This is a genomic window from Hyphomicrobium sulfonivorans (assembly GCF_013306565.1).
GTDB classification, from domain to species: Bacteria; Pseudomonadota; Alphaproteobacteria; order Rhizobiales; family Hyphomicrobiaceae; genus Hyphomicrobium_A; species Hyphomicrobium_A sulfonivorans.
Genome location: NZ_PZPO01000005.1, coordinates 16005 through 41931, shown reverse-complemented (window position 1 = coordinate 41931; position 25927 = coordinate 16005). Strand labels below are relative to the sequence as shown.

Annotated in this window: 22 protein-coding genes and 1 pseudogene; 11 read left to right on the top strand and 12 right to left on the bottom strand. The window is 57.3% G+C overall.

The window, feature by feature from the left end:
- Positions 1-364: 364 nt before the first annotated feature.
- The 4 genes from C6Y62_RS16760 to C6Y62_RS11650 all read right to left on the bottom strand — a co-directional run bounded on the left by C6Y62_RS16760 (position 365) and on the right by C6Y62_RS11650 (position 3465).
- Positions 365-2575 carry a VapE domain-containing protein gene (locus tag C6Y62_RS16760; RefSeq protein WP_173954063.1) on the bottom strand — a complete coding sequence of 737 codons (2211 nt, stop codon included), beginning with the start codon at positions 2573-2575 and terminating at the stop codon, positions 365-367.
- Positions 2576-2652: 77 nt separating this feature from the next.
- Positions 2653-2877, bottom strand: a complete 225-nt coding sequence (locus C6Y62_RS11660; RefSeq protein WP_173954062.1) for a hypothetical protein — start codon at positions 2875-2877, stop codon at positions 2653-2655.
- Positions 2874-3182, bottom strand: a complete 309-nt coding sequence (locus C6Y62_RS11655; RefSeq protein WP_173954061.1) for a hypothetical protein — start codon at positions 3180-3182, stop codon at positions 2874-2876. Before C6Y62_RS11655 ends, C6Y62_RS11660 begins: the two co-directional genes overlap by 4 nt.
- A gap of 43 nt (positions 3183-3225) precedes the next feature.
- Positions 3226-3465, bottom strand: coding sequence for a hypothetical protein (locus C6Y62_RS11650; RefSeq protein WP_173954060.1), 240 nt, complete (start codon positions 3463-3465; stop codon positions 3226-3228).
- Positions 3466-3603: 138 nt separating this feature from the next.
- Here C6Y62_RS11650 and C6Y62_RS11645 point away from each other — a divergent pair, with 138 nt between their 5' ends.
- From C6Y62_RS11645 to C6Y62_RS11635, 3 genes are all read left to right on the top strand, one after another.
- Positions 3604-3900: a hypothetical protein gene (locus C6Y62_RS11645; protein ID WP_173954059.1), complete on the top strand. Its 297-nt coding sequence runs from the start codon at positions 3604-3606 to the stop codon at positions 3898-3900.
- 102 nt (positions 3901-4002) lie between these two features.
- On the top strand, positions 4003-4884 hold the full coding sequence (locus C6Y62_RS11640) for a hypothetical protein (RefSeq protein WP_173954058.1): 882 nt from the start codon (positions 4003-4005) through the stop codon (positions 4882-4884).
- The gene (locus C6Y62_RS11635) at positions 4877-5485 is read left to right on the top strand and encodes a hypothetical protein (protein WP_173954057.1); all 609 of its coding nucleotides are present in this window, start codon (positions 4877-4879) and stop codon (positions 5483-5485) included. The genes C6Y62_RS11640 and C6Y62_RS11635 overlap by 8 nt, the downstream gene beginning before the upstream one ends.
- A gap of 113 nt (positions 5486-5598) precedes the next feature.
- Here the strand turns inward: C6Y62_RS11635 and C6Y62_RS11630 are convergent, their stop codons facing one another.
- A complete protein-coding gene (locus tag C6Y62_RS11630; protein WP_173954056.1) occupies positions 5599-7272 on the bottom strand; it encodes a site-specific integrase in 1674 nt (557 codons plus the stop codon).
- 203 nt (positions 7273-7475) lie between these two features.
- Here C6Y62_RS11630 and C6Y62_RS16835 point away from each other — a divergent pair.
- From C6Y62_RS16835 to C6Y62_RS11615, 4 genes and pseudogenes are all read left to right on the top strand, one after another.
- Positions 7476-7625: pseudogene (locus C6Y62_RS16835) on the top strand (DUF6538 domain-containing protein); the annotation flags it as partial.
- A 30-nt stretch (positions 7626-7655) separates the two neighbouring features.
- Positions 7656-9206: a site-specific integrase gene (locus C6Y62_RS11625; RefSeq protein ID WP_173954055.1), complete on the top strand. Its 1551-nt coding sequence runs from the start codon at positions 7656-7658 to the stop codon at positions 9204-9206.
- Positions 9203-9823, top strand: coding sequence for a hypothetical protein (locus C6Y62_RS11620; protein ID WP_173954054.1), 621 nt, complete (start codon positions 9203-9205; stop codon positions 9821-9823). Before C6Y62_RS11625 ends, C6Y62_RS11620 begins: the two co-directional genes overlap by 4 nt.
- 138 nt (positions 9824-9961) lie before the next feature.
- Positions 9962-11908 carry a DEAD/DEAH box helicase family protein gene (locus C6Y62_RS11615; RefSeq protein ID WP_173954053.1) on the top strand — a complete coding sequence of 649 codons (1947 nt, stop codon included), beginning with the start codon at positions 9962-9964 and terminating at the stop codon, positions 11906-11908.
- A gap of 175 nt (positions 11909-12083) precedes the next feature.
- On the opposite strand, the gene C6Y62_RS11610 is transcribed toward C6Y62_RS11615, so the two are convergent.
- The 5 genes from C6Y62_RS11610 to hsdR form a co-directional block, all read right to left on the bottom strand.
- A complete protein-coding gene (locus tag C6Y62_RS11610) occupies positions 12084-12677 on the bottom strand; it encodes a recombinase family protein (RefSeq protein ID WP_173954052.1) in 594 nt (197 codons plus the stop codon).
- Positions 12678-12984: 307 nt separating this feature from the next.
- Positions 12985-14334, bottom strand: coding sequence for a restriction endonuclease subunit S (locus C6Y62_RS11605; protein ID WP_173954051.1), 1350 nt, complete (start codon positions 14332-14334; stop codon positions 12985-12987).
- A complete protein-coding gene (locus C6Y62_RS11600) occupies positions 14331-15833 on the bottom strand; it encodes a class I SAM-dependent DNA methyltransferase (protein ID WP_173954050.1) in 1503 nt (500 codons plus the stop codon). The genes C6Y62_RS11605 and C6Y62_RS11600 overlap by 4 nt, the downstream gene beginning before the upstream one ends.
- The gene (locus C6Y62_RS11595; RefSeq protein WP_173954049.1) at positions 15833-16618 is read right to left on the bottom strand and encodes a hypothetical protein; all 786 of its coding nucleotides are present in this window, start codon (positions 16616-16618) and stop codon (positions 15833-15835) included. Before C6Y62_RS11595 ends, C6Y62_RS11600 begins: the two co-directional genes overlap by 1 nt.
- 89 nt (positions 16619-16707) lie before the next feature.
- Entirely contained in the window at positions 16708-20091 is a 3384-nt protein-coding gene (gene hsdR, locus C6Y62_RS11590; RefSeq protein ID WP_173954048.1) for a type I restriction-modification system endonuclease, read from the bottom strand.
- A gap of 95 nt (positions 20092-20186) precedes the next feature.
- Here hsdR and C6Y62_RS11585 point away from each other — a divergent pair, with 95 nt between their 5' ends.
- Both C6Y62_RS11585 and C6Y62_RS11580 read left to right on the top strand, forming a co-directional pair.
- Positions 20187-20408, top strand: a complete 222-nt coding sequence (locus tag C6Y62_RS11585) for a hypothetical protein (protein WP_173954047.1) — start codon at positions 20187-20189, stop codon at positions 20406-20408.
- Positions 20408-21010, top strand: a complete 603-nt coding sequence (locus C6Y62_RS11580) for a hypothetical protein (RefSeq protein WP_173954046.1) — start codon at positions 20408-20410, stop codon at positions 21008-21010. The genes C6Y62_RS11585 and C6Y62_RS11580 overlap by 1 nt, the downstream gene beginning before the upstream one ends.
- A gap of 247 nt (positions 21011-21257) precedes the next feature.
- Here C6Y62_RS11580 and C6Y62_RS11575 read toward each other — a convergent pair whose 3' ends face one another.
- Positions 21258-22367 (bottom strand): hypothetical protein, encoded by a 1110-nt coding sequence (locus tag C6Y62_RS11575; protein ID WP_173954045.1) that lies wholly within the window; start codon positions 22365-22367, stop codon positions 21258-21260.
- A gap of 190 nt (positions 22368-22557) precedes the next feature.
- Here C6Y62_RS11575 and C6Y62_RS11570 point away from each other — a divergent pair, with 190 nt between their 5' ends.
- A complete protein-coding gene (locus tag C6Y62_RS11570) occupies positions 22558-23121 on the top strand; it encodes a recombinase family protein (RefSeq protein ID WP_173954044.1) in 564 nt (187 codons plus the stop codon).
- A 426-nt stretch (positions 23122-23547) separates the two neighbouring features.
- Here C6Y62_RS11570 and C6Y62_RS11565 read toward each other — a convergent pair whose 3' ends face one another.
- A complete protein-coding gene (locus C6Y62_RS11565; protein ID WP_173954043.1) occupies positions 23548-25290 on the bottom strand; it encodes an autotransporter family protein in 1743 nt (580 codons plus the stop codon).
- Between the two features lie 4 nt (positions 25291-25294).
- On the opposite strand from C6Y62_RS11565, the gene C6Y62_RS16645 reads away from it, so the two are divergent.
- Positions 25295-25429: a hypothetical protein gene (locus tag C6Y62_RS16645; RefSeq protein WP_276510018.1), complete on the top strand. Its 135-nt coding sequence runs from the start codon at positions 25295-25297 to the stop codon at positions 25427-25429.
- Positions 25430-25927: the final 498 nt, after the last annotated feature.

Genomic DNA, 25927 nt, shown 5'->3' with positions numbered 1-25927 from the left:
CAAATGCCCAAAAACGGCCTGGAAAGCCAACAATTGCAGGCCTCCCAGCCTGGAAGGCTTGTTTCAGTCAGAACGGCCTAGGGGAGAGACTCCGCAATATCCGTTGCGGAGATAATCTTAATCCAATTTATGAGCCCGAACGCCTAAACAAAGGCCAGCGCGGAGCTTTTGTCCCAAGTGTGTCCGGGTTGTCCAGGTGTTCTCTATTACCCCTGGAGCATTATATGGAGCGTATACGGGTTTATATTCTCACATATATTGATCATTACACTAGGGACACCCGGAACAGGCCTGTATTTATTGGTTTTTATGCCGGGACAATACCCGGAACAATACCCAGGACGTTCACAATCGCACTCGGGACTTAGGCTTCGCTGAGGATTTTGAACTCGTGACCGTTGAGGTACAGCCAGGGTGCATACGTTGGGTTTTTGATATAGCAGTGCACCCGTGTCTTGCGCACCGGGTGCCGATGACGGCTCGCTTCCCAGCCGAGCGCCTTCATCGTCGCGGTGATTGTGTTCGCCTGCACTTGCGTCCGCGCCGCCTCCCGGCCACCCACTGCGCCCCAGATGTCATCCTTCAGGATGCGGCCAGCCTCGATGCCCTCCAGCAGATCCTCGATCTGTTCGCGCCACGGATCGACCACCAGCCTCGCCGCCTGGGCAGCCGACGCGGCCGGCAAGACATCCGGGCGTAGCAGCGCAGCCTCGCCATCCACTGTGGCCCGATGGTAGGCTTCGGCCCATAGCTGGTCCCTGTCGCGCTCCAGGGCGGCCAGATCCACATTGCCAATGGTGACCGGAAGGAAGCGCCTGTTGCCGGTCAAGTCCCGCAGGTACTGCGCGTCGTTTGTGGTTCCCACCATGACGAACTGCCGTGGCACCGTCACGGGCTGCCGGGCGTAGGCCAGGCGGGCGGTATCGGCTTGGGTGGTGATCTGCGCTTTGACGCGCTCCACTTCCTTCCGAGCCATCCCGCTCAGCTCGGGCACCTCCACAATCCAGAAGCCCGCCGATGCTTCAATCGTATGCTTGGCGTCGGCGCCGAGGTTGAGCTGGTCGGTAAACCATTGGCCGCCCAAGACGCGGAACAGGGTGCTTTTGCCGGCGTTCTGTGGCCCCTCCAACACCAGCATGTAGTCGAACTTCCAGCCAGGGTTGAGCACGCGGTGTACGGCACCCAGAAGCGTTACACGGCCGAACTCGCTATGTAGAGGCGTATCCGTGGCGCCTGCGTATGTTGAAAGCCAGCCGTCGAGTCGTGACGCACCATCCCAGGACAGATCGCGCAAGTAGTCCCGCACCGGGTGATATGTGTCGCGATCTGCAAGTACGCCGAGGTAGCGGCTCAGTAGGTCAGGGCTGATGTCGAAACGCGCCTTGCCCGCGCTGCTCAACAGCGCATTTACGGCCCGGTCGGTGAACTCGGGGTAGCGCGGCAGCCCGAGCAGATCAATTTGGCCGGTGAACTCATTGCGCCGCAGCCGGGCGCCCGCTCTTTCCATCAGGTAGCGTACGTTCTCGATGTTACGCGGGTCGGGCTTATCCACCTTGCCCACCCGGATCATCGCTGGCCAAGCCCAGTTATCGCTCGGTATCACAACGGGCAGCGTCTCCGGCACCACTTCCTTCGGCACATGTGCAAAGGCTTCCGCCGCTGGCGCTGACGCATCACAGCCGGTGGCATTCTGTTTATAGTCGCAAGCATGCTTCATCAGCACGGCCAGTTCCTCGGCACTCCAGGGCGGTGTGCAGTGCGGGTTCCAAACTTCCTCGATCAGATCCAGCGCACCCGTGGGTGACAGCCCCAGATCGCGCATCTCACACATGAGAGAATAGGTGCGTGCATTGCCGCCGCTACCACTGACAGCCACATCACGCTGCTCGACGTAGTGCTTCAGCCGGGTGCGTGCGCGCTCGACGTTGCCGGGATCGTCAAGCTTCACGTCTTCGGATGTGTCACGCGCTTCGGGCGTCTTCGTCACGATCACCGGCAAGCCGGTGAGAACACTCGCAGCGTCGGTGGAGCCCACCACGTCTTGCAATCCCTCCCAGAGTTCCACAACCACGGGCGGACTGCCATCCTTGCTGTGGATCGTGCCAGCAAGGCGCATCACACGACTTGGGTTGCAGACGGAAGTGTCGCTTTTATAGTATGCGGCGAGGCGAAGCTGGGCTTCCTTGAACGCCGTCACAGGCAGGTCATCCACGCGCCAATAAGCGTGCCATCGCACGTCGCTCCGTTGCACAAAGAATGCGGGCGCCATGTGCCACTTGTCAGGCATCGGCACATCATCCCCATCCACGAACACCGCGCGGACACGGGTAATTTCATTATCCTGATGGCCACCCGCATTCACCACGACAAAAACACCGTAGCCATCCGCCTGGGTGGTTATCATGCGTGGCCACAGATCAGCGAGCTTTCCAGTGAGATTTTCCGCCCCGGCTTTTGGGTGGATGAGCCGAAAACAGCATTCCGTTTCCGGGTCTCCGGTCAGATATTCAATGTGCTGACGCGCAAACGCGAGGTTTGGCTTGATTTTCGTGGGGGTTTTGCTATTTTTACTCACGGCTCAATCTCCATCATTGAGTTCGATTTCATTTCAAAGGGCTTCGGCGGCGAACCGGGGCCCTTTTCTTTTCAATTTCAGTGCAAGTTGACTAATCGGTTCAAGGCATCTTCAGCCGGTTCGAAGCCTGCCGCATACAATCGTTGCAAAACATCGAAGGCTCGCTGCCGTTGTGGCCAAGAACAGCAAGCGAAAGCGCCCTTCGCGCGAATGATGCACGCCAACCCGTCAACCACGGCCTGCGTGCGCGGGATCGCATGAAAGCGTTCATCCAACAGTTCGATGGCTGCGGCTGGTGTCATGACAGCACCCCGACCTGTTGTGCCGGCTGGCGCGTTTTGCTGCGGCGATAAACGTTCATGCTGTTGGCCAGAATGGTTTCGTTGGCACCGCCGTTGAAAATGCTCAGCGCGACTTCGAATGCTTCAACGAACAGCCAGAGACAGATCCATTCCTTGGTGGTGGCGAGCAAGACGCTTTCGTAGCAGGGCGCACCATCTACGATCCGCAACTGCCGCAGCTCGATGCGTGAAAACTTCCAATAGCTGTTAGGTATTTTCGCCCGCAAACCGCGTGACGTGACAACCCACTGGGCGTTTTGAAACAAGATCTTTTTTCGGTTACGCTTACACATGGCACTGTCCGATTATTCACTCAGAGAAAACACCTGCGACGCGGCTGTTTCTTTCGATGGAAAGTTTCACTTCAGCCGGATCGAAACGTAATTTCAGATCGCGCTCAACTGCGGATAGCCGATAGAGTTTCTGCTTTGCATTTCCCGACCGGATCCACGGCCAATTGAAGCGCCGAACGGCCCTGGACACACCGAGTTTTGAAAGTCCACAGAGGTCGCCAATCACTTTCGGACTGGCCCAGAAATTTTCTGACATTTCGCCCTCGTTGTTAATGCGACTGGTAAATACTTCCCTAACCTATTGCATAAGACTGGCTGGTGCGCTATACATCGGGTACAAATTTTTATCGAAAGTTCAAATAGATACATCGTTTAGTGGATGTGGAGTGAGAAGATGAGCGGCGTTAAATTTGTGGCCGAGATGTCAGAACACGAACAGGAAACCGCGACCTTTGGCGTGGGCTTCAAACGGGATCGAGACGGCAACCCAATCCCGATAGGGCGGGGATCAGATGAGTTTTGGAAGACCGGCCACACCGATGGCTTGCAAACCCATCTGAGCGGCATCCGTCGCAGCGCCGAGGGCGGCCAGGGCGATGCGGCTGTTGAGACCGAACTTGCGAGGATCAATGCGCTGCGCAAGCAAAACGGCTTCAGTGTCCTGAGCGCCGCCGCAGCTTCCAAAATCTGACGCGCAGCAATCTGGCGCCGCCGTCCTCAACTCCGGCGCCCGTGTGGGGCGGTTGCGATGACCACGCGCAACTGCCCCCGTTTCTCATGGGAGTAACCGGTTATGCCGAAATTCCTTTCGAAGGCTGGCTATGCAGCGGCGCAGGTGGCTGAGCCCATTGCAGACGTGTTTGCCCGCGAAGCCAACGCAGCAGCGCAGATTCGTGTTGATGCTGAAACCGCGATCAAAGCCGCCGAGACTGAAATTCCGAAGCATGTATTGGCGGCGCACGCTGGCGATGCCGAAGCGCGTGCACGCATTGCAGAACTCAAGGTTTTGATTACTGAGCATCGCAGCATCGCAGAGCTGGCTGGATTGGCCGAGGAACAGCTCCGAGCGAAATCCGTCGCTGCACTCAATGCTGAAGCGGCGCGACGCGACCGGCATGTTCGGCGCAAGTTTGTAAAGATCGCTGGTGAGCGCTCCGACGCGGCCAAGCGCTTCGCGCAGGCGTGTGATGATCTGCTCAAGGCGCGCAAGGATCTGCTCGACCGCTCAGTGCAGATACGTGCTGCATGGCGATCCAACTGGCCGTCGAGCATCGAAGGCATGATCCATCCGCAACGGCTCGATGCGCTAATTGCACACGAGATCCATGCAGCCGCCAAGCGCCACGGCGTGACCTGGCCGGCTGCGCAGTACCAGCGCGGGCTTGGTGCCGACTGGGGTGGTCTTGGCAAGGCCATCACTGCGGCAAACACCTACATTCGCCGCGCCCTTTTAGAAGACAATATCGGCGCGCACTCAAGCGACGGACTTGCTGACATTCTCGATGTCGAGGATGCGCCAGCAGGCGAGGGCCAGGCCGAACCGGTTTCGGCCACGGAGGACACCGCGCCGGAATGGGATGGCACTGTCCCGCAGATCTATCCGCCCGCCACACAGACTACTGTGGTTGCCGAAGGTGCCGACATCGATCCATTCACGGGAGCTGAAAATGTCTGAGGAACTCAACGCATCTGAAGCCGATGTGACAAATGCCATTGCCGCCGAGCAGTGGCGCGTGAGTGAGCTTCGCAAAGCTGGCGACATCATGCGCGCCGATCTCGGCCAGGCGGCTCTCAACAGCGGTGAGTTCACCCGCTCCATTCGCAGTCAATTAAACGTTGCTGAACCAGTGGTGCTGCCACCGGCTGCACCTGGCCATGTCTCAAGCGCGCGACCTGAAGACTACCACGCGCCAGAACGCCCATATGGCGAGGGGTTGAAGGTTGACACGGTGATGCAGCTTGGCGAATTGGCAGCGGCCAACGGCTGGGATCAGATGTTTGGCGGCATCGTCACGCAGCACCTGGCCGACATCGGCCGTGAGTTCAAAGGCATGAATGCCGAAACGCGGGAAGCCTGGACCACCAGTCAGAAGGCGCTCGCGGTGCAGATGGCTGGCAGCGACGAACAAGCTGCGAAGTGGCTGGCCGCAACAAAGGCAGCACTCGGAAAAACAGCACTTGGCCGGGAGATCTCAGAAACCGGGGCCGTGCATTCCGTTTTCCTGCAACGGACAATCTGGAACCTGGCTCAAGCTGCCAAAGGGTTCAAAGAGTAACCTGCGTTTCCACACAACCAAGCGCCTATCCCGCTCATAACTCGCATTTGAAAACATGATCGGCGCACTGATTGAGGACCGAGGTGTGTGGTGCGCACGCCGACAAAAATAGATCACTGGTCCTCAAGCGGATAGCGAATTGCTTCCACGATCTGTTGCAGGCGTGCGAGCCTATGTCGATCGGGATAGACGCCGAAGGTCACGCGCGGATGGTCATGACCAACAACCTCGGCAGCGTCATGTTCTGCAATGCCGGCATTCTTCAGCGCAGTGATGGCGGATCTCCGCAGTGAGTGAAAATCGAGCCGATCACGGCCTGTCACCTTGTCGATTTCTACAAGGTCGAAGCCGCGGCGGTAGGTCGTGAACGCCTTGCTCGCATACCAGGACCGTTTGTTATCCGGCCCGCCCGCCTTCAGACCCGGCCACAGCGCACCTTTGTGCACAAACTTGATGTAGTCGCGAAAGCCGGCGGCCAGGATTGCCGAATGCACCGGCACGACGCGCAAGCCGGCTTCCGTCTTTGCCTTCGTCAGATCAAAGAAAAGTATGCCGCCAATCTCTTTCACATCCGCAACGTCCAGTTCGCAGATCTCATTCAAGCGCATGCCTGAATAGGCACCGATGAGCGCTAGCCACGGCAGCATCGCTTGCGCATCGTCCACCACGCGAGACGCATCCGGCCCACACATCAGCAGCGTTGCAATCTCGGCTGATGTGAACGCGCGCTTGTCCGTCTCGCTGTTCCCGCGGCGCTTCGTCGTGGGGCGCATCTGGCCCGTCCAAGGGTTCCTCCCCTCGTAGGCGTCGCGATCTTCCGCGTATTTCCAAACCATGCCGAGAGCCATCGCATAGCGATTGATGGTCTTGTTGGAGAGCCCAGGCGTGTGGTTGCCAAACCGCGCGATGATTTCGGTAAAGCTCAGCTTCCGAATGCCTGGCCCACGCCCCCAGCGCGGATTGAGCGTTGCAATCTTGTCGAGGAACTCCGAGGCTTTGCTCCGGTCTACCTGATCGAGCGCGGGCTGCCGCGCGAAACTGTCGAATATACGGTACGCCGCTTCGTACTGGCCGCGTGTCTGCTCGGTGAGCGCAAAGGCAGGATCGCGCTGCTTCTCGGCAATGAAACGCTTCGCCACGTCAGCAAAGGCCAGCTTGCCGCTCTGCCGCGGCGTCTGGCGGCGCTGAAGGGTGACAGGATCGACTGGCGCCGGAAGCCCAAACGGCTCGCTCGGTTCTCCGCGCAACGCACGGCTGCGGCCAACATAGGCGGCATGCCTTGCCTTCAGAATGGCCTCGCCAAGTACAGACCAGCGGCGAAGCCCTAGCTCATACTCAACGCCATTGCGTCGCTCGTAGGCAGTGATTTCCTGTTCAACGGAGTCAAAGTCACCGTCTTCGAGCGCCTGCTCGATCTGCGTTACAGCGAGATCGAGGCCGGCGACCTCCGGCGACCGCTCATCATGCTCGCCCTCGGGCGCAGCCTGCGGGTGCTTCCCTTGCTGCGCATGCGCTTCGAGTTGCTCCAGCGTCGCCTGATGGATCTCGACGGCAAAGGCGGCAACACGTGCCGGCGAAAGCGGATCTTCGGAAGCCCGAGCGCGGCGAAACCGCTCGTTGATTTCGGCCAGCCTGGCCCAGCGCAAATCCTGCGCCTCGCGCAGATCACCGGTCTTGAGCGAGATGACGATCCGGTCTTTACCGAACGTACCGCGAAGGTCGCGCGGAACGGCGATAGCGAAAAACCAAGTGTGTCCGCGCCTGCGTAAATACCGCTCGTCTGCCATGTCACAGCCTTGTCAAGGGTACAGGCTGAGGGTACAGGTCGAGGGCACAGATAGGCCCGTAAATACTGAATTTCTTGCGATCACAGTAAGTTGACTGGGGACAAAATTCTGCTCCTAGTCCCCCAGCCACGCTTTCTGTAATCCATTGAACAATCTTGAGATTTCGGTCCGGTTCGATTACTCGAACCCGGAGGTGAGCCTCTTTGCTCCCACAATGTTCCCACATCACCCGCAAACGAGGGATCTACGCGTATCGAAGAAGGCTGCCGGTAGCGCTCGGCGGTGAGATCACGTTGTCTCTTGGTACGCGATGCTATCGGGCTGCCGAAGCCGCCGCCGCATCCCTCAACACCGCTTTTCAAACGTTCCTCAAAACCCGACCAATGTCAGATCCGAATATCAAAACCGCTCTTCGAAATTATCTCCAGGAAGCGCTTCAAAAGCTTCGAACCAAGCACCTAACGACATCCGTAGGAAAAGGCGTCCATACTGACCCGTGGGACGGCTACACGGCCGTGGAGGCTGATCTGGCCGCTATCGATCAGCAAACACGCCAGATGCGGCGTGACATTGTCCGCAGGGATATACGCGCAGTTGAAAGCATAGCCGATAGGCTACTACCCGGCCTAGAGACACCCCAGCGTGTTGAGCTCGCGCTTGGCCTCCTTCAGGCGCACGTTCAGCTGCTAGGAAAATCGAAGGAGTGGCTGACGAACGGCCTCATCGAAGAGATCGATCTCTCAGAACATACCGAGCAACTGGGCAACGCGATCCCGCTTCTGACAAAAAGTAGCGACCAAGAGGCTAAACCAGCAACGGACAGCGGTCCCACGTTCTCGGAGGCGCTCCCGCCGTTCATCGAATTGATGACGCAGGAACAAGGCTGGCGCGGTCAGACCCTTGCGCAGAACCGCGCCACGTATCGCATGTTCGCTGAATGCTGCGGCGACCGCCCGGTTTCGCAGTACGCGCGAAAGGACCTGACGCAGTTCTACGATCTTCTACGAGGACTCCCAGCGCTGTACTCCAAGAGCAAGGAATGGTCATCACTGCCCCTTTCCGAGATCGTAAAGCGCACAAAGGGCACCGGTCATCCAAGAATGACCATGAAGACGGTGAAGCGCCACTTCTCAGCGCTTGGACGCCTCTTTGCATACTTGAAACGACGTGGAGAATACGTCGGAGAAAACCCAGCGCATGGCTTCGAGTTCCCGACCAAAGGCCGCGCCCGAAACAAACGGCAGATGTGGGAAGGAGAAAAACTTCAAAAACTCTTTGCTTCTCCGGTCTGGACGGGCTGCTTGTCTGAAACGCGGCGATCAACAGCCGGATCTCTGATCATTAAAGACGAAAAATATTGGTTGCCGATCCTAGGCCTGTTCCACGGCAACAGGCTGGAAGAATTTGCGCAGCTCGTCCGCAGTGACGTGCGATGTGAAGGAGAAATTTGGTTCCTCGACATCAATGACGATGACGGCAAGCAGGTAAAAAACGAACAGTCAAAAAGAAGGGTGCCAATTCATCCACGCGTCCGAGAACTTGGCTTTCTTCGGTACGTTGAAGCGACTGCCCCCGATCCTACCGATCGGATCTTCCCAAAATTGCAGCCGGGTGGACCGGACCAGAAGCTCGGCTACACCTTCACAAAGTGGTGGTCGCGCTATCGCAAGGACATAGGTCTCTACGAGAGGGGCCTCGACTATCATGCGTTCCGCGGCGGCGTGACGACGAAACTTACCGCCGCGCACGTCATCGAAGATATTCGGAATGAGCTGCTCGGCCACGAAGGCACGTCGGTCGATCAGCGCGTGTACCAGAAGGGCCTTCCCCTAGCCGTGCTAGCAGAAGCTATAGCTCGCGTTGAATGGTCAGAGTTTGCCGTATCAAACAGTCAGCCGCTTTCCGCTGCTTTCACTTCTGCGGAGGCAAAATGAGCAGCAAAGCTGGCAAGGATAGCGCCGGACGGAACCAGCCCTCGAAATACCTACGCAAAAAACGGGCGAGCAACGCCGCGAAACATCGATGGAAGGCGAAGCAGACGCTTGTGCCCGGTGTTCCTAAAACTTGGAGCGAGCGGAGCTTTGCAAACAAGCTGAGACACCTCGCCGCCGCTCGCAAAGGCGGCGCAACAACTGGCGTCAGGATCAGGGAACAGCAGCACCTATTCTGGAATTTCTATCATGGAAACTGCAAAGTAAAACTGCACGGCCCATTCTCAGTAGTTGTCGAGACTTTCGAGCGGATCGAGGCAGAGTACAATCAGCGTTACGGACCGAAATATTCTAACTGGATGGCTTGGGATGGCTTCTTCGCCCAGTTCCTATACTCCTTTGTATTCAGCTCGTGTTGGTCGAAGGCGCCCGAGCAGCTAGAGCAGGAGATGTGGGAACTGTTCGAAAAATACATGGCAGCCGACGAACAGGCATTGTGGAACAATGGGCTAATGGATCGCCTGGTTGCCTACGACGACGCACAGGCGGAGAAGAAAGTTCGGCTGGCTCTGTGGCGAGACAAAGTCGCCAAGGCGAGCAAAACAACAAAAACAATTTAAATACATAGCCTTACTAATTAGGTGGCTCCTTCTACCCACCAAACGCTTGCGAGATGTACCAACATCACTCCCAGGCCGCAACTTCATGCGTCCGCGTTTGAGACAGCAAGCCCTCACCCAAATTGAAGGAGCCCCATATTGGGAACGTCAGACTTTTGTCTGGTGTCGCCTGAGGAGTTCACTGCGGCCATGACGGACCGCTGGCACTCGCTCGGCAACATCTCTTCTCCTAAGCTTGAACTTCTTTGGCAAGAAATGGCCGCAACTTTTGCTCGTGCAGTCCACGCGAGCAACTCCGGCAACACACAGTGGCAAGTCCTTCAACCACCGACTGGCTCCGGCAAGACGCAAGGTCTTTGCGTCTACGCTGCACTCACAATCAGCAAAAACCGCCTGTGTTCGGAACCGCTCGGCATACTCGTAGTCACTCGCACCATTGCCCAAGCGAACGAAATCGGAGAGGCAATCAAGGAACTGGCTGATGATCCGAGTGACACTGATAGAGTGCGTGCCTCGCACTCGGAAGCGCCTCAGCACACTTTGGCCATGCAGGCCGCCGACGTGCTCGTCATTACCCACGAGGCGTACACGCGAGCGTTGGAATGCCTCAGCAAAGAACAGTCCGGACGCTGGGAAGAGTTCACGACATGGGATCACGGTCCACGTCGCCTTACCATCATTGATGAAGCACTGTCGGGCATCGTCGAAGAAAACAAGATCAAGGCTGAGGACATACGCCTCACTCTTGGCTTCATAGGGCCATCGCTAAGACGGAACTTCTCCGCCCAAGTGGAGGCACTCGAAAAAATCCGCGAAATGATGGAGAAGATTGCAATTTTCCATGCCGAACCTGCCAACTCCATCACAGCTCAGATCGTCTGGCGTGAGGGATATGATGACTACCGGAAAAATCCAGCCGCCTACGATATGGGAGCGCTACGCGATGCGATGGCGAGCATCCGCTACGACCTGATCACGTTGCAAAAAGATAGTCTTTACGATCGTCAGAGGATCGCTGCCAAAGTGGATCGAACGCTCAAAGATTGTGAAGCGATCATGAGGCGTTGGGCGTACTATTACCGCAAAGGCAAAGACGACACCTTCAACTCCAGCCAGCTACTAATTCCACCAGGGCTACCTGGCCCTGTCGTCCTAGACGCAACAGCCTCCCAAAACTTCTCTTGGCGACTACTGGGGACCCGCGCAAACATCGCGGCCATCCCCACCGGCACTCGCAACTACGCCAATGTGAAGATCCACGTTGCCCGTGGCAATGGCGTCGGCAAAGGCAAGATGACGGAGAAAGGAAAAGTTCGCATTCCACGACTGATTGCCAACCTCGAACAACAGCTTACCCCAGACAGGAAACTTCTATTGTGCGTCCATAAGAACATCGAACACATCGCACTCAACTGCTCTCCAAAGTTCGACACCTATTCGCTGACGCACTGGGGTGCAGTTGACGGTAAGAATGACTGGAATGACCACGACGCAGTCGTGATATTTGGCCTTCAATATCGCGACACAGCTTGGGCTACGAACACGTTCTTCGCCCTTCAAGGATTGCAAGACAACAGTTGGCTCGAGCAACCCTCTTGGGGGGCGTATCGCGATGTGCGTCAGGAAATGCTGCGTCGGCAGATTGCAGTGTCGGTAATCCAAGCCGTCAATCGCGTACGCTGTCGTCGGGTTATCGACGCTGAAGGCAATTGTCCGCCGACCGACGTTTTCATCGTATTACCGCGCGGATCTGATGGAGACGCAATCCTAGAGCATCTGGAGGAAGAGATGCCCGGCGCTGTCACCGTATCCTGGAACTTTGAGATGGATGGACCATGCGAACGTGTGCGTCGAGGCTCATCGCATGAAGCGTTACTGGCATTCATGGGAAACAGACAGCCGGGGGAAACACCGATGTCACTCATCAGGTCGGAACTGGAGCTGTCACAAAGCGCCGAAAAAGACCTGCGATGTGTGCTGAGAGACGACGACCATGACCTGACGAAGGCATTAGCCCATCGTGGCGTACGCTATGTGACAACTGGCAGAGGGCGAGGTTCTCGATCATACCTGCTGAAACGATGAGAACTGCCTAGCAACTGAAATGGGGGGTTGGATATTCTTATCCTGTATAGAGGTTCAGCCCCCCATTAATGCATGAACGCCAACCAAATGTTTTGATACGAACGTTCGAAGTGGCATTTGAATATCAGCAGCAGCGGAAATCCCCCCCCCCACAGGGTGCTCTTCCGCAACAGTCTCAATCGGCACGAAGCAGTTCATCGTGTTCACGAGCCGCTTTCAGGCCTCGAAACATCGTTCGGCGGCTCACACCCAGCACCTTCGCCGCATCGTCTGCGTTAAGACCGTCCCTCGTCATGAGACGACGAGCCTTCATCGCCATATCCGGCGACCACTTGATCGGCGGACCGAGCCGAGTGCCGCGCTTCCTCGCCGCCGCCAACCCCGCTTTCGTGCGCTCTAGGATGAGGTCGCGCTCGAACTGAGCGACAGCTCCGAGGACATGCAGGATTAGCTTGCCAGTCGGCCCTTGGGTGTTGAGCCCGTCCTCAACCGTACGGAAGTGAACGCCACGCTCCTCCAAATCCGCGAGCAGCTTGGCGACGTGCACGACGCTGCGTCCAATGCGGTCCAACTTATAGCAAGCGAGCGTGTCGCCGGGCTTTAGCTCATCTAGCGCCTTCGCTAGCATCGGTCTGTCGTGGCGAGCGCCCGACGCCTTTTCGACGTAGATGTCGGCAGTCTTGACCCCAAGCTTTCCCGCTGCATCGAGCTGAAGATCCAGCTTCTGGTCTCGCGTTGATACCCGCGCGTAGAACAACGTCTTCGCCATTCCCCACCCCATCCGTTGGCACCGACTTATGGCACCGTAAGAACGAGTTGAGGCACTGTCAATGACACTGGGTCACAAAGGATGGTTAGTGGCACTCATCCTAGGAGGAGACGATGGCGACGACGAAGAGAGCAAGCCGAACAGCAGCCAAAAGCAGCTACGAGGAAATACGAAGCCATCCGAAGCAAATGTGAGCGTCTCCGTTCGCGGCTCAGTGTTTTTATTCGCTCGACATTTCACCGACACTGATGACCTTGAGCCGATGAGTGCCGCCACGTGTTGAAGATGACGCTCCCGCCAGTGGGATTTACGCTCGCTCCGTCTTGCGCTTCCCGGACTTTCCGGCCGCTCGCTCCGCCCTTATGCGCTTTAAAAGGGCGCTAGCGGGCTCGTCACTCGGATCTTGCGGCACCAGCTCGCCGCGGAATGCCTTGGTGAGGACGGCCTGATCGAGATGGTCAATGAGCTTGCGGGCGCTGGTAGCCTCGTCGGAGAGGCGATCAATCCCCGCGAAGGCGGTCTCAATTCGCCGGACGATTTCCACACGCTCGCGTTCATTTGGCCAAGGGATGTCGATTTCACGAAGAGCGACTTGGCTGAGGTTTCGCATTGAAAGCTGGTTGCCGGTCGCAGCCTCTTCTATTGCAGCTCGGCCACTCGGCGACCGCAGGAACCAAAGCATCCACCGCTTGGCACCCTCCTCCATCTCAAGCCTGAGAATTTTGTCGCTCAGGAAAAGATTGGGCGGCGTATCCTGCACGATGACCACAGCACCGACTAGCTCCAACGTATTGGCACGGGAGATGAGAAAATCTCCAGACTGAATGCGTGTGTGATCTAGTGGACAGAAGTCCGCGGGAAGGGTCTTGGTCGCTTGTGGATCGAACGAGCCCCAAGTCACAGCGCTAACTTTCACAACGCCTCGCTCATGGGGGGCGGGCGGTCGCTCTTCGCAGCGCAGGTTTTTTCCGGCGACGACATCTTGAATTACACCACCAGCAGGTATCGTCTCCCAGGGGTGTTGCGTTCCATGAACTTGACGCCATTCACGCGTCAGCTCTCCTCGAAACGCGGCGGCTAAGATCGCCTGTTTGTACTTGTCCACCAGCCGAGGAATGTGGTCGAGGTGATCGCGGGCGCGTCGGGACTTGGCGGACAGGCTGTCGATCTTCGCCACGATCCGCCGCTGTTCGGGGAGTGGCGGCAGCGGGACCTCGGTTCTTTCGATGTCCTTCGAACTTACATTTTGAACGCCGATTCCTTTGCCACGAGCGACATATTCCCGTTCGAAGAACGCCAATGCGTGTTTCACGAAACATCGGTGGGCGTCATCATCCACAAAGAAGCGAATGAGGCCGGTTCGCTGATTTTGTAATGCGTCGAATTCGTACAGGTAGGTGCTAGGCTCCCCTATTGAGCCCGACATCCCCAGCAAAAGGTCACCGCGTTGGACCCGAAAGTTTGAACATGCCTTGGCTATGGTCTCCGAGACGTACACACAATCCGACAGATCCACGGTGGTGCCCGTCAAATTCGATTGTCTTACAACAGGCACACCAGCGCTGCAGAAATCTGCGCTTTTGAATGCAAAGCCATTTCGGACCGAAATGATCTCCTCCAAGGTTGCGAGGTGCCACCCTTGCGGCAACGCTCTCATTCCGCAGCCTCCGCAGTCGGCGGCACTGTCTCCGCGTCGCCATTCGGATCCAACTCCTCCGACAGCGCCTCAACTTCCTCCAACGCGGCCTTGAGGTGGCCAATGATGGCGGCCGCAATGTCCTCAGGCTCCGTCAGCGCCTCTTCGGCCTCAGCTTCCGTGTCGCGCAGCCAGGAGATGTCGAGATTATCGTTACGGCCTGCGATCTCTTCGCGCGTGAAGCAACGCCAGCGGCCGTCTTCGCCATGATCCTTCCGCTTGTCCCCACCATTGGGTGCGCTGCCATAGGCTTTTTCAAACTCGGCAAAGTCCGCAATCGTGAGCGGTCTGGTCTTGCCGAAGGCGGGCATGTTGGCCCGCAGGTCATAGACCCACACCGCCTTAGTATTCGCCTTATCCGTCTTGCCGCGCTGGAAGAACAGCACGTTGGTCTTCACTCCTTGTGCGTAGAAGATGCCGGTGGGCAGCCGCAGGATTGTATGCAGGCTGCACAGCTCCATGAGCCATGTGCGCAGTCGCCGCCCGGTGTTGTCCTCAAACAACACGTTGTCCGGCACCACCACCGCCGCGCGACCGCCAGGCTCGAGAGCGCGGACAATGTGTTCGACGAAGGCCAGCTGCTTGTTCGACGTATCGGCTGTCACTGAGAAGTCAGACCTCGTGGGCCGCCCCCCACCTTTCTTGGTTCCAAAGGGCGGGTTGGTGAGAATGAGGTCCGCCTTCGGAAGCTGCTCGCCATCCGGCGACAGGGTGTCCGCTAGAGCCACGCCGCCTTCGATCCCATGCAACAGGAGGTTCATCATGCAGAGGCGATGCGTGTCGGGCACCAGTTCCGCCCCATTAAGAGCATGGTGGCGTTGAAAGTGCGCCTTCTCAGCGGGCAGCTTATAGAGGTCGTCCGTCTTATCCTTAACGTAGCGGTCCGCTGCCACCAGAAACCCCGCCGTCCCCGCAGCAGGATCTTGCACCACCTCGCCCGGCTGAGGCTTCATCAGACGCACGATGCAGTCGATGAGTGGACGCGGCGTGAAGTACTGCCCAGCGCCTGACTTCTTGTCCGCGGCGTTCTTCTCCAGCAGGCCCTCATAGAGCGTTCCCAAGCCTTCTTCGCGGGCCGAGAACCAATCTAGTTGATTGATGTGAGATGTAAGCGCCTTGAGATTGGTTGGCTTGCGGAGACGCGTCTGTGCATCCGTAAAGATGGCGCGAACAAGCTCGTCCGTTGTCTCGGGCTTGCCGAGGTCGAGCAGCAGACGCTTGTAATAGTCGAGTTGATCTAACCCCTCGCGCTTTGCCAGTTCGGCCCAGCGGTACTGCTTTGAGAGCCGATCCTCTTTTTTCGTTTCTTCGAGCATCTTCAGGAACAGAAGAAACGTCAGTTCGGTCACATACTCGTTGTAAGTGACGCCGTCATCGCGCAACACGTTACATAGCGACCAAAGCTTGGCGACGATGTCGGTGGTGGTGGTGGTAGTCGTGGTAGTCGTGGCGGTGATCATTACGCGAGTGCCCTTCGAGAAATCGACAAAAGCAGAGTATCGGCCTCGAAAAAAGCTTCAATCGCTGCACGTTTTACCACGCTCTCAATGTTACGGGTGCGGGCGCGGCGTTCATGCTGTTCGGCCTTGCTCTCTTCAACCGTCCGAATTTGCGGTGGAGTATCACTCCCGGTCGGAGTATGGCTAAAAGGATACTCTCGCTTTAATCGCTGACGTTCGGCCATTTTTTCAGCCCCAATTCTATCGAAGTCTTCGACTAGCTCCCTGATTTGATCAATTTGGCTTTTGATAGGGACGTCCTTGCGCTCCCTTAACCTCTCCAGAATGTCTCCGAAAGTGATAGTTTTTCGAGCAAATGGCGTGCCCTCTTTTGAGTACACCCATGCGTTTTTCGATCCATGACAGAACGAAACATGATGATCGTCATCTAGTGATGGAAGATTAATCTCGCAGGGGGCGAATACGGTTGCAGCATCAAAGACCCGCCCCTTCAAATAGAGTGCGTCAAGAGCTCTCTTATCCGCGACTGCACTGGTGCAATACACTGCGACGTTGCCACTGCTTTCAAGTTCCTGCATTAAAAAGTGCTGCTTATATTTATTAGCCTTATGCAGGTGCATCCGGAAAATAGGTGGCTGAAGCGCCGCATTTTTGTCCTTGCACTCGCAGCATGACTTGCGGCGCATAACTTCAGACCGCTTAAACTGAATAAATAAAGGAACTCCGTGCTGCAGGAAGCTTACGTCATATCCCCCAGTAGCCTCTTGATGCTGAGTTGGAAACATGGCACTACAGTCTGCCCGCCCAAGACGTCCTCGATCTGGCGCACAATGGAATATCCAAAAGTAAACTCTGAGAAATCTGGATAGGGCATTTAGCTAACTAGCTTCCACAGTTCTTCGTTGATTTCGGCAAGGACGGCGTCGAGTTGACCGCCGAATACCTTGTTCAGTCGCTCGAACCCACCATCAGCAACAAACGGTTCTCGATCAATTGCGCATCGATCTACCACAACTTCCTTCTCGATCTGCTCGCCGATCCGCTTTAGCCACCGCTTTTGTGGATCGGTCCAGACACGGCTGGCGATGATGTTTTGCATCGCCGCCCTGACCCGGTCACCATAGGGTGTGAGAGGATCTCCTAACGCTGCCTGGCGCACAAATCCAATGATCGACGCAGCGATGTCGGCATTCTTTGCGTCCGCCCAGGCGCGGCGTAGATTGGCTTCCGAGTACCCCTTCAAGTCCAGCGCCAAGCGCAATGCTTTCAAGTCAGCGCGAGTAAGGTCCCGAGGCCGCTGAACGACGATCTTCAATGCGGCGATCGTGTTGATATTGTCCTGGATGAAGGCAGTGAAGCCATCGATAAAGTCTTCCGGCTTGGTGGCTTCTCCGTAACCTCGTGTCACCGCAACAACCTCGTCCGGATGATGCGAGATCGGGACTTGGCGCGGCTTGCTCGAACCGTTTTGCCAATCGAGAATAGGACCGGCGGCGACACGCGTCGAAAACCACTCAGCAAGCTCCACAGGATCTGCGCTGAGGACGCGCTGGAGAGTTTGCTCGGGCGTCTCACCAACGGCGGCCTCGAACTTGGAACGCGCTTCAGGTGGCAGCTTGTCTATCCGTCTCCGCAGCTTTACCGCCAGCTGCTCGCGAACAACCTCGCGCTGCGCACCCTGGTCAACAGCAACCAGCTCTTTGACCAGCTGTTCAAAGCTGATCGATGGATTTACGACGACCGGCTTCATATCGGTGAGATTTTGCAAGTGCGGATAGAGATCTACCGCATCGAATATGCGGAACACCTCTTTGCCAACCTCAGGGCACTTACGCGTCGCGCGGCCGACCATTTGCTCATACAGAATGCGGCTGTTCACCCGGCGTAAAAAGACTAGGTTGGTGATTGATGGCACATCCACGCCGGTGGTGAGAAGATCCACGGTGACTACGATCTTCGGATTGGCGTCGTTTCGGAATGAGCGGATCAACGTCTGAACTTTGTCGACGCTCCCCGTAATTTTCTTAACTGCGGCGTCGTCAATGTCACCGTAGGCATCAGCAAAAGCTCGCTTGACCGCCTTTACAACGATATCCGCATGGGCGTCTGTGGCAGCGAAGATAAGTGTCTTGCCTGGAAGTGCAGGATCAATGTGTCGCGCGAGCTCTTCGGCGACGACGCGATTGAAATCTTCCGTGATCACCTGCTTGTTGAAGTGCTCAACCTCGAAGCGCAATTCATCTGGAAGATGCGCAAGGTCGACCTCTCCGGTTTGCGTGTTCAGCAGGTCGACCGCGTCATCCTTGTTGAACACAATTCCCGCTCTCGCCAGCGCGGTTTCGATCCTCACGGGAGGCTCGTGGTCGATCAGGTGGCCCTCAATGACGGCCTCTCTGTAGGAGTATTTGAAAATCGGCTCGCCAAAGATGTCCGTCGTGTGGAGCGCAGGAGTAGCCGTGAGCCCAATTTTCACCGCGTCGAAGTATTCAAGAACACGACGATATTTTGAGATGTAGTCGTCCTCTCCTCTGAAGCTCAGCTCAGTGTCAGACATTTCACGGTCGAGCAGATAGCCCCGATGGCACTCATCAATGACCAAAAGATCGTACTGATCTATGGGAGGTGCGTCTGAACTTTTTGATGGATAGAGAACGCGCTTCACCAATCCTTGGATGGTGCAAATGTGAACTTTGGTCTCCGCCGCCGGTACCGCATCGTTCAACCCCTTCAGACCAAAAACTTCCGCAAACGCCTTGCCCGATACAATCTTGGTGGTCGAGAACTCACCCTCGGCCTGATGGCCTAGCGCTGAGCGATCCACGACGAAGCAAATTCGTCGGAAGCGCTTAGTCGCAAGCAAGCGATAGAGCATTGCGATCGCCAGCTTCGTTTTTCCAGTGCCCGTGGCCATAGCGAGTAGCATCGTGCGCTGTTCCGCGTCGAGAGCGGCTTCAACTGCACAGATTGCATTTTGTTGATAGTCGCGCAGCGGAAAGCCAAAGTCGAATGCAAGTGATTTAAGGGCCGCCGCTGCGGCGTCCTGATCAACCTCAAGCTGGCTTTCTAAGCCCTGAGGGGTGTACCAATCGACAAGTGCGCGGCGGTGATTTGCAGGGCGGCGGGTATCGCGAAACCAGACCCCACTCTCCGTATCGATCTGCTTTAGGTAAGAACGCCCGTTGGCGGCAAAGACGAACGGAGCCTTATGCTCGCCCCATGGGCCGCCCGCGAGAACAAAATCAGGGTGCTCCGAGATGCTGGTCGAATAACGCTCGGCTTGATCTATGGCGGCGGAAATGTTCTTGCGTTTGCGCTTGGCTTCCACAACGGCAACGAGCTTCAAACCCACGAATAACGCATAGTCAGCTCGACCGTTTGAAGTAGGCCATTCGGCAATTGCGAGATTGCGTCCTTTGGCTGGTCGGGTGCCGGTTCCATAATGCAGATTTGTAGTGTCGGCTTCCCATTCAGCATCACGCAGCTGCTGATCGATCAAAGCCCGAGTAGCGGCCTCGTCCAGATCGATCTTCTTCGACGCTTCCTCAGCGCGTTGGACAAGTTCAACCACTTCAGACTTTGGCGTCTTCTCCGCTGCGGCCTGAAGTTCAACAAGACGCGCAGTAATCTCGACCTTCTCTGCTTCTGTCTCCTGAGCAAGCTTTTCCCAAATCGCCCGCTCTTCCGCTTCTCTTGCAAGACGTTGCTCGATGCTTTCCAAGGCACGGGCATGGCCCTCGGCCTCCCGTTTCGCCCTAGCAGCCTCATCCTCACTTTGCGAAACCTTGAGAAGGAGAGCTGCGATTTCTTCTTTTAGTGAAGCAGCAGCATCGACCGGCGCTGAAGGAGGAACGAACGGTCCGGCCTTGAAGTTCGGTTGTTTCGCATAAGTACGATGGAACCAAATCGCAAGTTGGCGGGCGAATTTAAGAGCCGTTAGCGCCTCAGCGTGACCGCCCCTGTCTTCATGGACGGCATTGTTTCCAAGCTTGCGAAGACCGTGGAATACGTCCGCCGCTTCCCTAGGAATTATTCGGTCGTACGACAAACGACGTAGCGTTTCATCAAACGTCTCACGTTCGCCCAAATAGACCGCATGACGAGCTGCGATCTCCTTTGACATGTGCTCTGCGAACTGGCGCAGCTTCACTATCGCTGTTCCAGGATCTTCCGGAAAATAGCGCTCCGCTAGCGCCGCCAGCCGGAACAGCTTGCCGTCGCCTTCGCTCAGGAAATTGAAATTGCTTGATAAAATCATCATGCCCCAATCCACATCGAACGCATATTACAATGCATCTCGCGATTGTGTAGACGTTGAGGATATTGCCAGTTGGCACCAACGAATATGGAGAGACAATGTCTGTCTGCACTGTTTGGGTTGCCTACAATACTGAAGATCAGTGCTTCGCCAGTCACGAGAGCGCCCAGGAGGCAGTCGAAGGGCTGACAGATAACTTCGGGTGCGGTGAGGGTGTTCGTGTAGTTGAACTGAAACTGACGCTGCCAACCGCCAAACCTCTCACTGTGAAGGCCATCATCCCGAGCGACGACGGTCCTGTATCGGTCACGATCGAATGATGGGGAACAAAGCTGCCGGCCACGATACTGGCGCACGGCTGTTAGTATCAGCAGGCAATGCAGCCGCTCTTCGTACCGTCGATGAAGGCGAACAACTGCTTCGCCAAGCGTGGGCGCACGTCGGAGCATCCCGCTCGGCTAGATCGACCAGTGACACTGAGAAATTGCGCGTATTCCGCGATGACGGCTTCCGCTGTCGCTATACGGGTGATCTCCTGCTTCTTCCCGCATACTTGAGGGCCTTGTCGGCTCTTTGGCCAGAAACCGTGCCGTACCACCCGAATTGGAAATCGGAGGAAACCCACGAAGCTTACTGGTCACACACCGCGAGCTTGGAGCACATCAATCCAATCTCCATTGGAGGAGCGGAGGCTGGCGGCAACTGGATCACAACAAGCATGGCGCGAAATCAGCTTCGCAGTCGCTTCAGCCTAGAAGCATTAGGATGGCAAGTGCAGCCACGCAGCCCCCTGTCGGATTGGGATGGCGGCGTCGGAGCGCTGCTCAGTTTGCTGAAGGCGCATCCAAACTTGTTAGAAGGTCCACATGGCACCTACCTAAAAAAGTGGCGCACCCTAATAGATCGCGATGTCAAAGATTGACGTGGCCCGGTCGTTGCCATCTCCAGAACTAAGAGCATCTGATGACTTGACGTGTTCCCACAATGCTCCCACATCTGTTGAACCGGACGGGATTTTCTCTTGGTTCAATGGGTTACAGGCGACTGCGACAGTGTCCTAGTCCCCCAGCCAACAAATTCATGCTAAGCTTTGATATCGCACTATAATTTTAGGATTTTGGAGCCTGCGTGTAATACTTTTTGTAATGCCGCGGGCTTTCGCGGCCCGTCTAATCTTTGGCATGCGCGGATGCAGCCACCTCTTCAAAGAGGTTCGCAATCCCCTTCGACAGTGGATCGGAAAGCACCAGCTGGCGGCGTGCCCATGCCAGCCAATCGGTGATCGTCTGGCCATCGACGACATGAGACGTATCCTCTGCTTCACGCTCCATCCGCACGATGAGCTCCTGCAACGCCTGCGCTGAGCGGTGGCGCTCAGCCATGACGAGCAGCGCTTGACGGCGGAGGTGCTCGCGACGGAGATGTTGCGCCTCGCGCTCAGCCTTGAGCGCTTGATCTCTTCGGCGCTCAGCCTCCGCTTCACTCCGAACGCGATCTTCAGCAATCACCGGCACGCATTCTAGGAGCGCGTCGACTATCGCGCCGATATGTTTCTCGAGTTGACCATCCTTCTGTTCCGCCCATTTGAGCAGACCACCAAGCCGCGGCGGCAAACTGTGGTTGACCTGGAAGATGAGTTCGCTGGTTCGCTTAAATTGTCGAAGAGCGCCATTTTGGACATAAGCTTTGCGCTGGCTCAGGACGCAGTTGATACGCTCGCCCTGAGACTGAAATTGAATGCGATCAAAATCACTCATAACGGGCCACAAACCCTTTTTCTCAGCGGCGTGAAACAGCCTATCGAGGAAGCACAATTCTTTTCTGTATTTCGTGACCGTCTCCTCTTTCCCGAGGGAACGTGCGTAGGGGCGGCGTGCGAGGAATTCGCTACTCGCCAGCCAATCCGTTATTGCCGGGTGGACGAACTCCACCGGCGCATTTGTCCCGTCATAGCTCTTGGTTCGCCCACCGGGCGTAAGCTTGGCATGGGTGGAAGTTATTGTGATCGTTTCAGCGATCGAACGCCCAGGTGCCTTGAGCGCGGGTTTGTTGGTCGCATCAGGTAGTTTCCCCCACTCGCCACGGGGTGGAACCGGAATCTCAAGTTGCTCGCAAATCTTGGCTAGACGTTGCGGCGAGATGGCGAACTTTGCTGCCAGCCGCCTCATGGGTTCTGCCCACACGGCCTGATACAGCTCGGCTCTGCTTATTGTGATCGGCTGCCGGCCTGCAGCTGACATGCGCATACCTGTCGTGGCGAAGACAACCTGATCTTCCACGAATCCGCGTCGCGATCAAAAAGGGACGTTTATTGTGCAGCTCTCTGACGGGTTGGTTACGATGCGATAATCTCCCGATCATGGCCTTTTTCGCATCCTCCGCATCGCAATCCGTTTACCTTCAAAAACCTCCCTTTTTGTTAGACGCGCTGAAGGGCGCGATGGCGCCGTATCACCGAGGTGCCGAACGATGAGAGTTGGTTATGCGCGCGTCTCAACCGACGATCAAAATCTCGATCTTCAGCTCGATGCGTTGCGTCGAGCGGCATGCCAAAAGATCTACGAGGATCTTGGAGTGTCGGGCGCCATAAGTACCCGCCCTGGCCTAGCGAGAGCTCTCAGACAGCTGAAAGCAGGCGACACGCTGGTGACCTGGAAGCTCGACCGCCTTGGACGTAGCCTGGCCCATCTGATCACCCTCACCGCAGACCTGGACAAACGGGGCATTGGGCTCGTCTCACTTTCAGAAGCCATAGACACACGCTCGCCTAGTGGGCGGCTGCTCATGCACATGATGGGTGCGCTCGCGGAGTTCGAACGCGCCTTGATAGCCGAGCGAACGCGTGCAGGGATCGAGGCAGCACGCAACCGTGGGCGGCGTTTGGGACGGCCGCCTAAACTGACTCCTGACGACATCCTGTACGCCGCCGTTGCTTTAGCTTCGGGGGAGGTTCGACTTGGGGAACTCGCCAGAACTCTGCAGGTTTCGCCACTAACGCTGAGCCGCGCTATGAATCGTAACGCTCCTTCGTAACGCGTCGTCGCTGCACAAGATGGCATTCAGCAGCGATCGTAGCTCAGATCGACAACGTGCCCGGACTCTTATGCAGTAGCTAGGATGGACTTGGGCAGCCCCCGTATTCCTCGCTGGGCTATACGACGCCTTGCGCGCAGCGCTTTCCCCCGCGAGCGGGATGTGCTCGGCGTCTCTTTTTGCGGTTAATACGCTGATCGGTCGAAATGCCGAGATTGCGGTCATCGTGCGGTGGCAGCCCCTACGCCGATTGTGATGTCCGCTAAGGCTCCTGTCGCGTTGAAGAGACGTTGTGCGTCACAGGCTGAATTGTGGATCGAATTTCGGTCTGGCGTACAGCCGCGGTCTGCCGCTTGTTCACCCTCGCGGATGCATAAGGTACGTCCGCAGCCAATTCGATAGTCTGACACCGGGCAGGAGGACCAATCACCACTTGCTGCGCAGGCCGATCGTGCCGCCGTAGCCGAAGCTGTCGCCGAACTCATTCAGTGACGTATTGAAGGCGCCCTCGCCGTAAAGCGCGAAAGCTTCGTCGGACCACGACCATGTTCCGCCCAGGCCAAGCCCGCCCCACGTGGAATCGCGGTCGCCGTTAAACCGGACTCCGGAGACGTCGACCGACGGATCTCCGGTCAGTTCCTGGTAGATGTTGGCGATGCCGTAGACGGTGCTGCGTGACAGCAGTCCGTTCGCACCTATCCAGGTTTCGCTGTAACGCGGCTGCAGGCCGATGCGCGCGATCAGGGACTCGGTGTTGTTGGGATCTACGTAAGCACCCCAGACGTCGGCGAACGCGTTGGCGCCGACCGGCGTCCACATGAGCTGCGCTTGCGGCGTGAGATCCCAATTGCCACCCAAGCTATAGCGCTGGCCGATCTCGACGCTCAAGCCGTAACCGATAGCGCGGCGGCCGCTGGCCAGCGTGATTGCAGCCGTCGACGACTTCAAGTCCGTGTCCATCGGGAGTATCTGGGCCTGCGCATCGGCGTAGAAGCCATCAGTGCCATACCAGGTGAGCGTGCCGCCGAGTCCCCAGGCGGAAGTGTCCATGGTGCCGTTGCCGGCGCGAGAGCTGACGTTACCCCAGGCATAGGCGTACTGCGCGGTAAAGCCGGCCACGGTCTTGCCTTGCGGTGTCTCGTTGACGACCTGATCGAAACCGGCCTGGATGCGCCCGACCGCGACCCGCTGCGTCTGCGGGCCAGTCGTCGTCCCCTGGTCGAAGTGCTGGCGCTCGCCCTCCAGCCTCACCCACACTCCGCTCTGCGGCGCAACAGACTGATATGGTCCAAACGCATTGGCAGCGGCCTGCGGACCCCACAAGCGGTTGCCGACGCGCTGCTCCAATGTCGGCAGACGATTGAGTGCGAACAGTTGCTGCGCATAGCTCTGATAAAGGGGAACGCCGGGATTGTAGATCGTGACGCCTGAGATGTCCTCGCTGCGCAGATACCAATTGCCGTCGGCTGGATCGATGACACCGCCCTGGTAGAGCGCATAGGCATAGGCGCCGCCGACCACCGCCTGCTGGCCGGTCGGCGTCACGAAGTTGCCGATCAGATTGAAGGCGCCGGCCGAAACACCGTCCACTTCCACGATCATGATGCCGTTGTATGTCTGGGCTCCCGATCCGCCTACGTTGGTGACGGCTACTGCGGTCGTTCCGCTGGTGTCGCCGAGAACGTGTAGGCGGTCGGTCGGCGAGCTATCGTCCCCGAGAATGGCGCTGATGTGCAAGCGCCCGCCGGTCGAGACATAATTTAGCGCCGTCAGTGTTCCGAGCTGCAACTGGGTGCCCGGTGCAACTATGCCGCTGTTGGCGATATTGGCGACGGTGCCTAGGCCTTCCAGCGTGCCGTTCCCCGTCGTCGTCGCGTCGGCGTTGGACATGTCGCCGTTCACCTGCAGGATGCCGACGTTCTCGGCATTGAGGCCACCCGTGAAGCCGGTGTGATCCCCGTTGAGGATCGTGCGCCCGGCAACGGCGGTCATTTCCCCGTCGCCGCTGATGCCGCCGGTCATCGGAGTATCGAAGATGTAATTCGTGCCGGTGTGATTGAAGACGATGCCGCCGTCTCCGGCGCCGAATGTGAGGCTCGTCGTGTCGAGCACTCCAGGCGCAGTCAGCGGATCGCCAACCTCCGAGCCGATCACTAGGATCCTGCGCAAAGAAGTGCAATCCAAAACCGCCAACAAATCCATCAGCATGCTGAGAACGATGCTCGTCAAAATCAACAAGAGCAAGAAACTCAAGCTCACTGAACTCCTCGACGATATCTACTTTGCGCCCGAACAGCACTACGAGTAGCGCCCGGCCTTCAAGCTCGATGGCCCCATACCCCACATCTGCATCCGCCCCGAAAGCCGCGCCCTCCGCTGCTCCGGTCCCGGCCAGCGGCATCACCACGCTTGAACGGGGTCAACATTGCACGCCGGTAGGGGGGCAAAGTTCGACGCCGATTGACACCTAAACTGACTCCTGACGACATCCTGTACGCCGCCGTTGCTTTAGCTTCGGGAGAGGTTCGACTTGGGGAGCTCGCCACAACTCTGCAGGTTTCGCCACTGACGCTGAGCCGCGCTATGAATCGCAACGCTCATTCGTAACGCGCCTTCGCTGCACACGATGGCATTCAGCAGCGATCCGTAGCAGATCGACGACGTGCCCGGGCTCTTATGCAGTGGCTAAGGTGGACCTGCGCAGCCCGCCGCATTCCTCGAAGGGCTATATGACCCCTTGCGCGCAGCGCTCTCCCCCGCGAGCGGGTTGTGCTCGGCGTCTCAGTTTTACGCTTAATACGGTGAT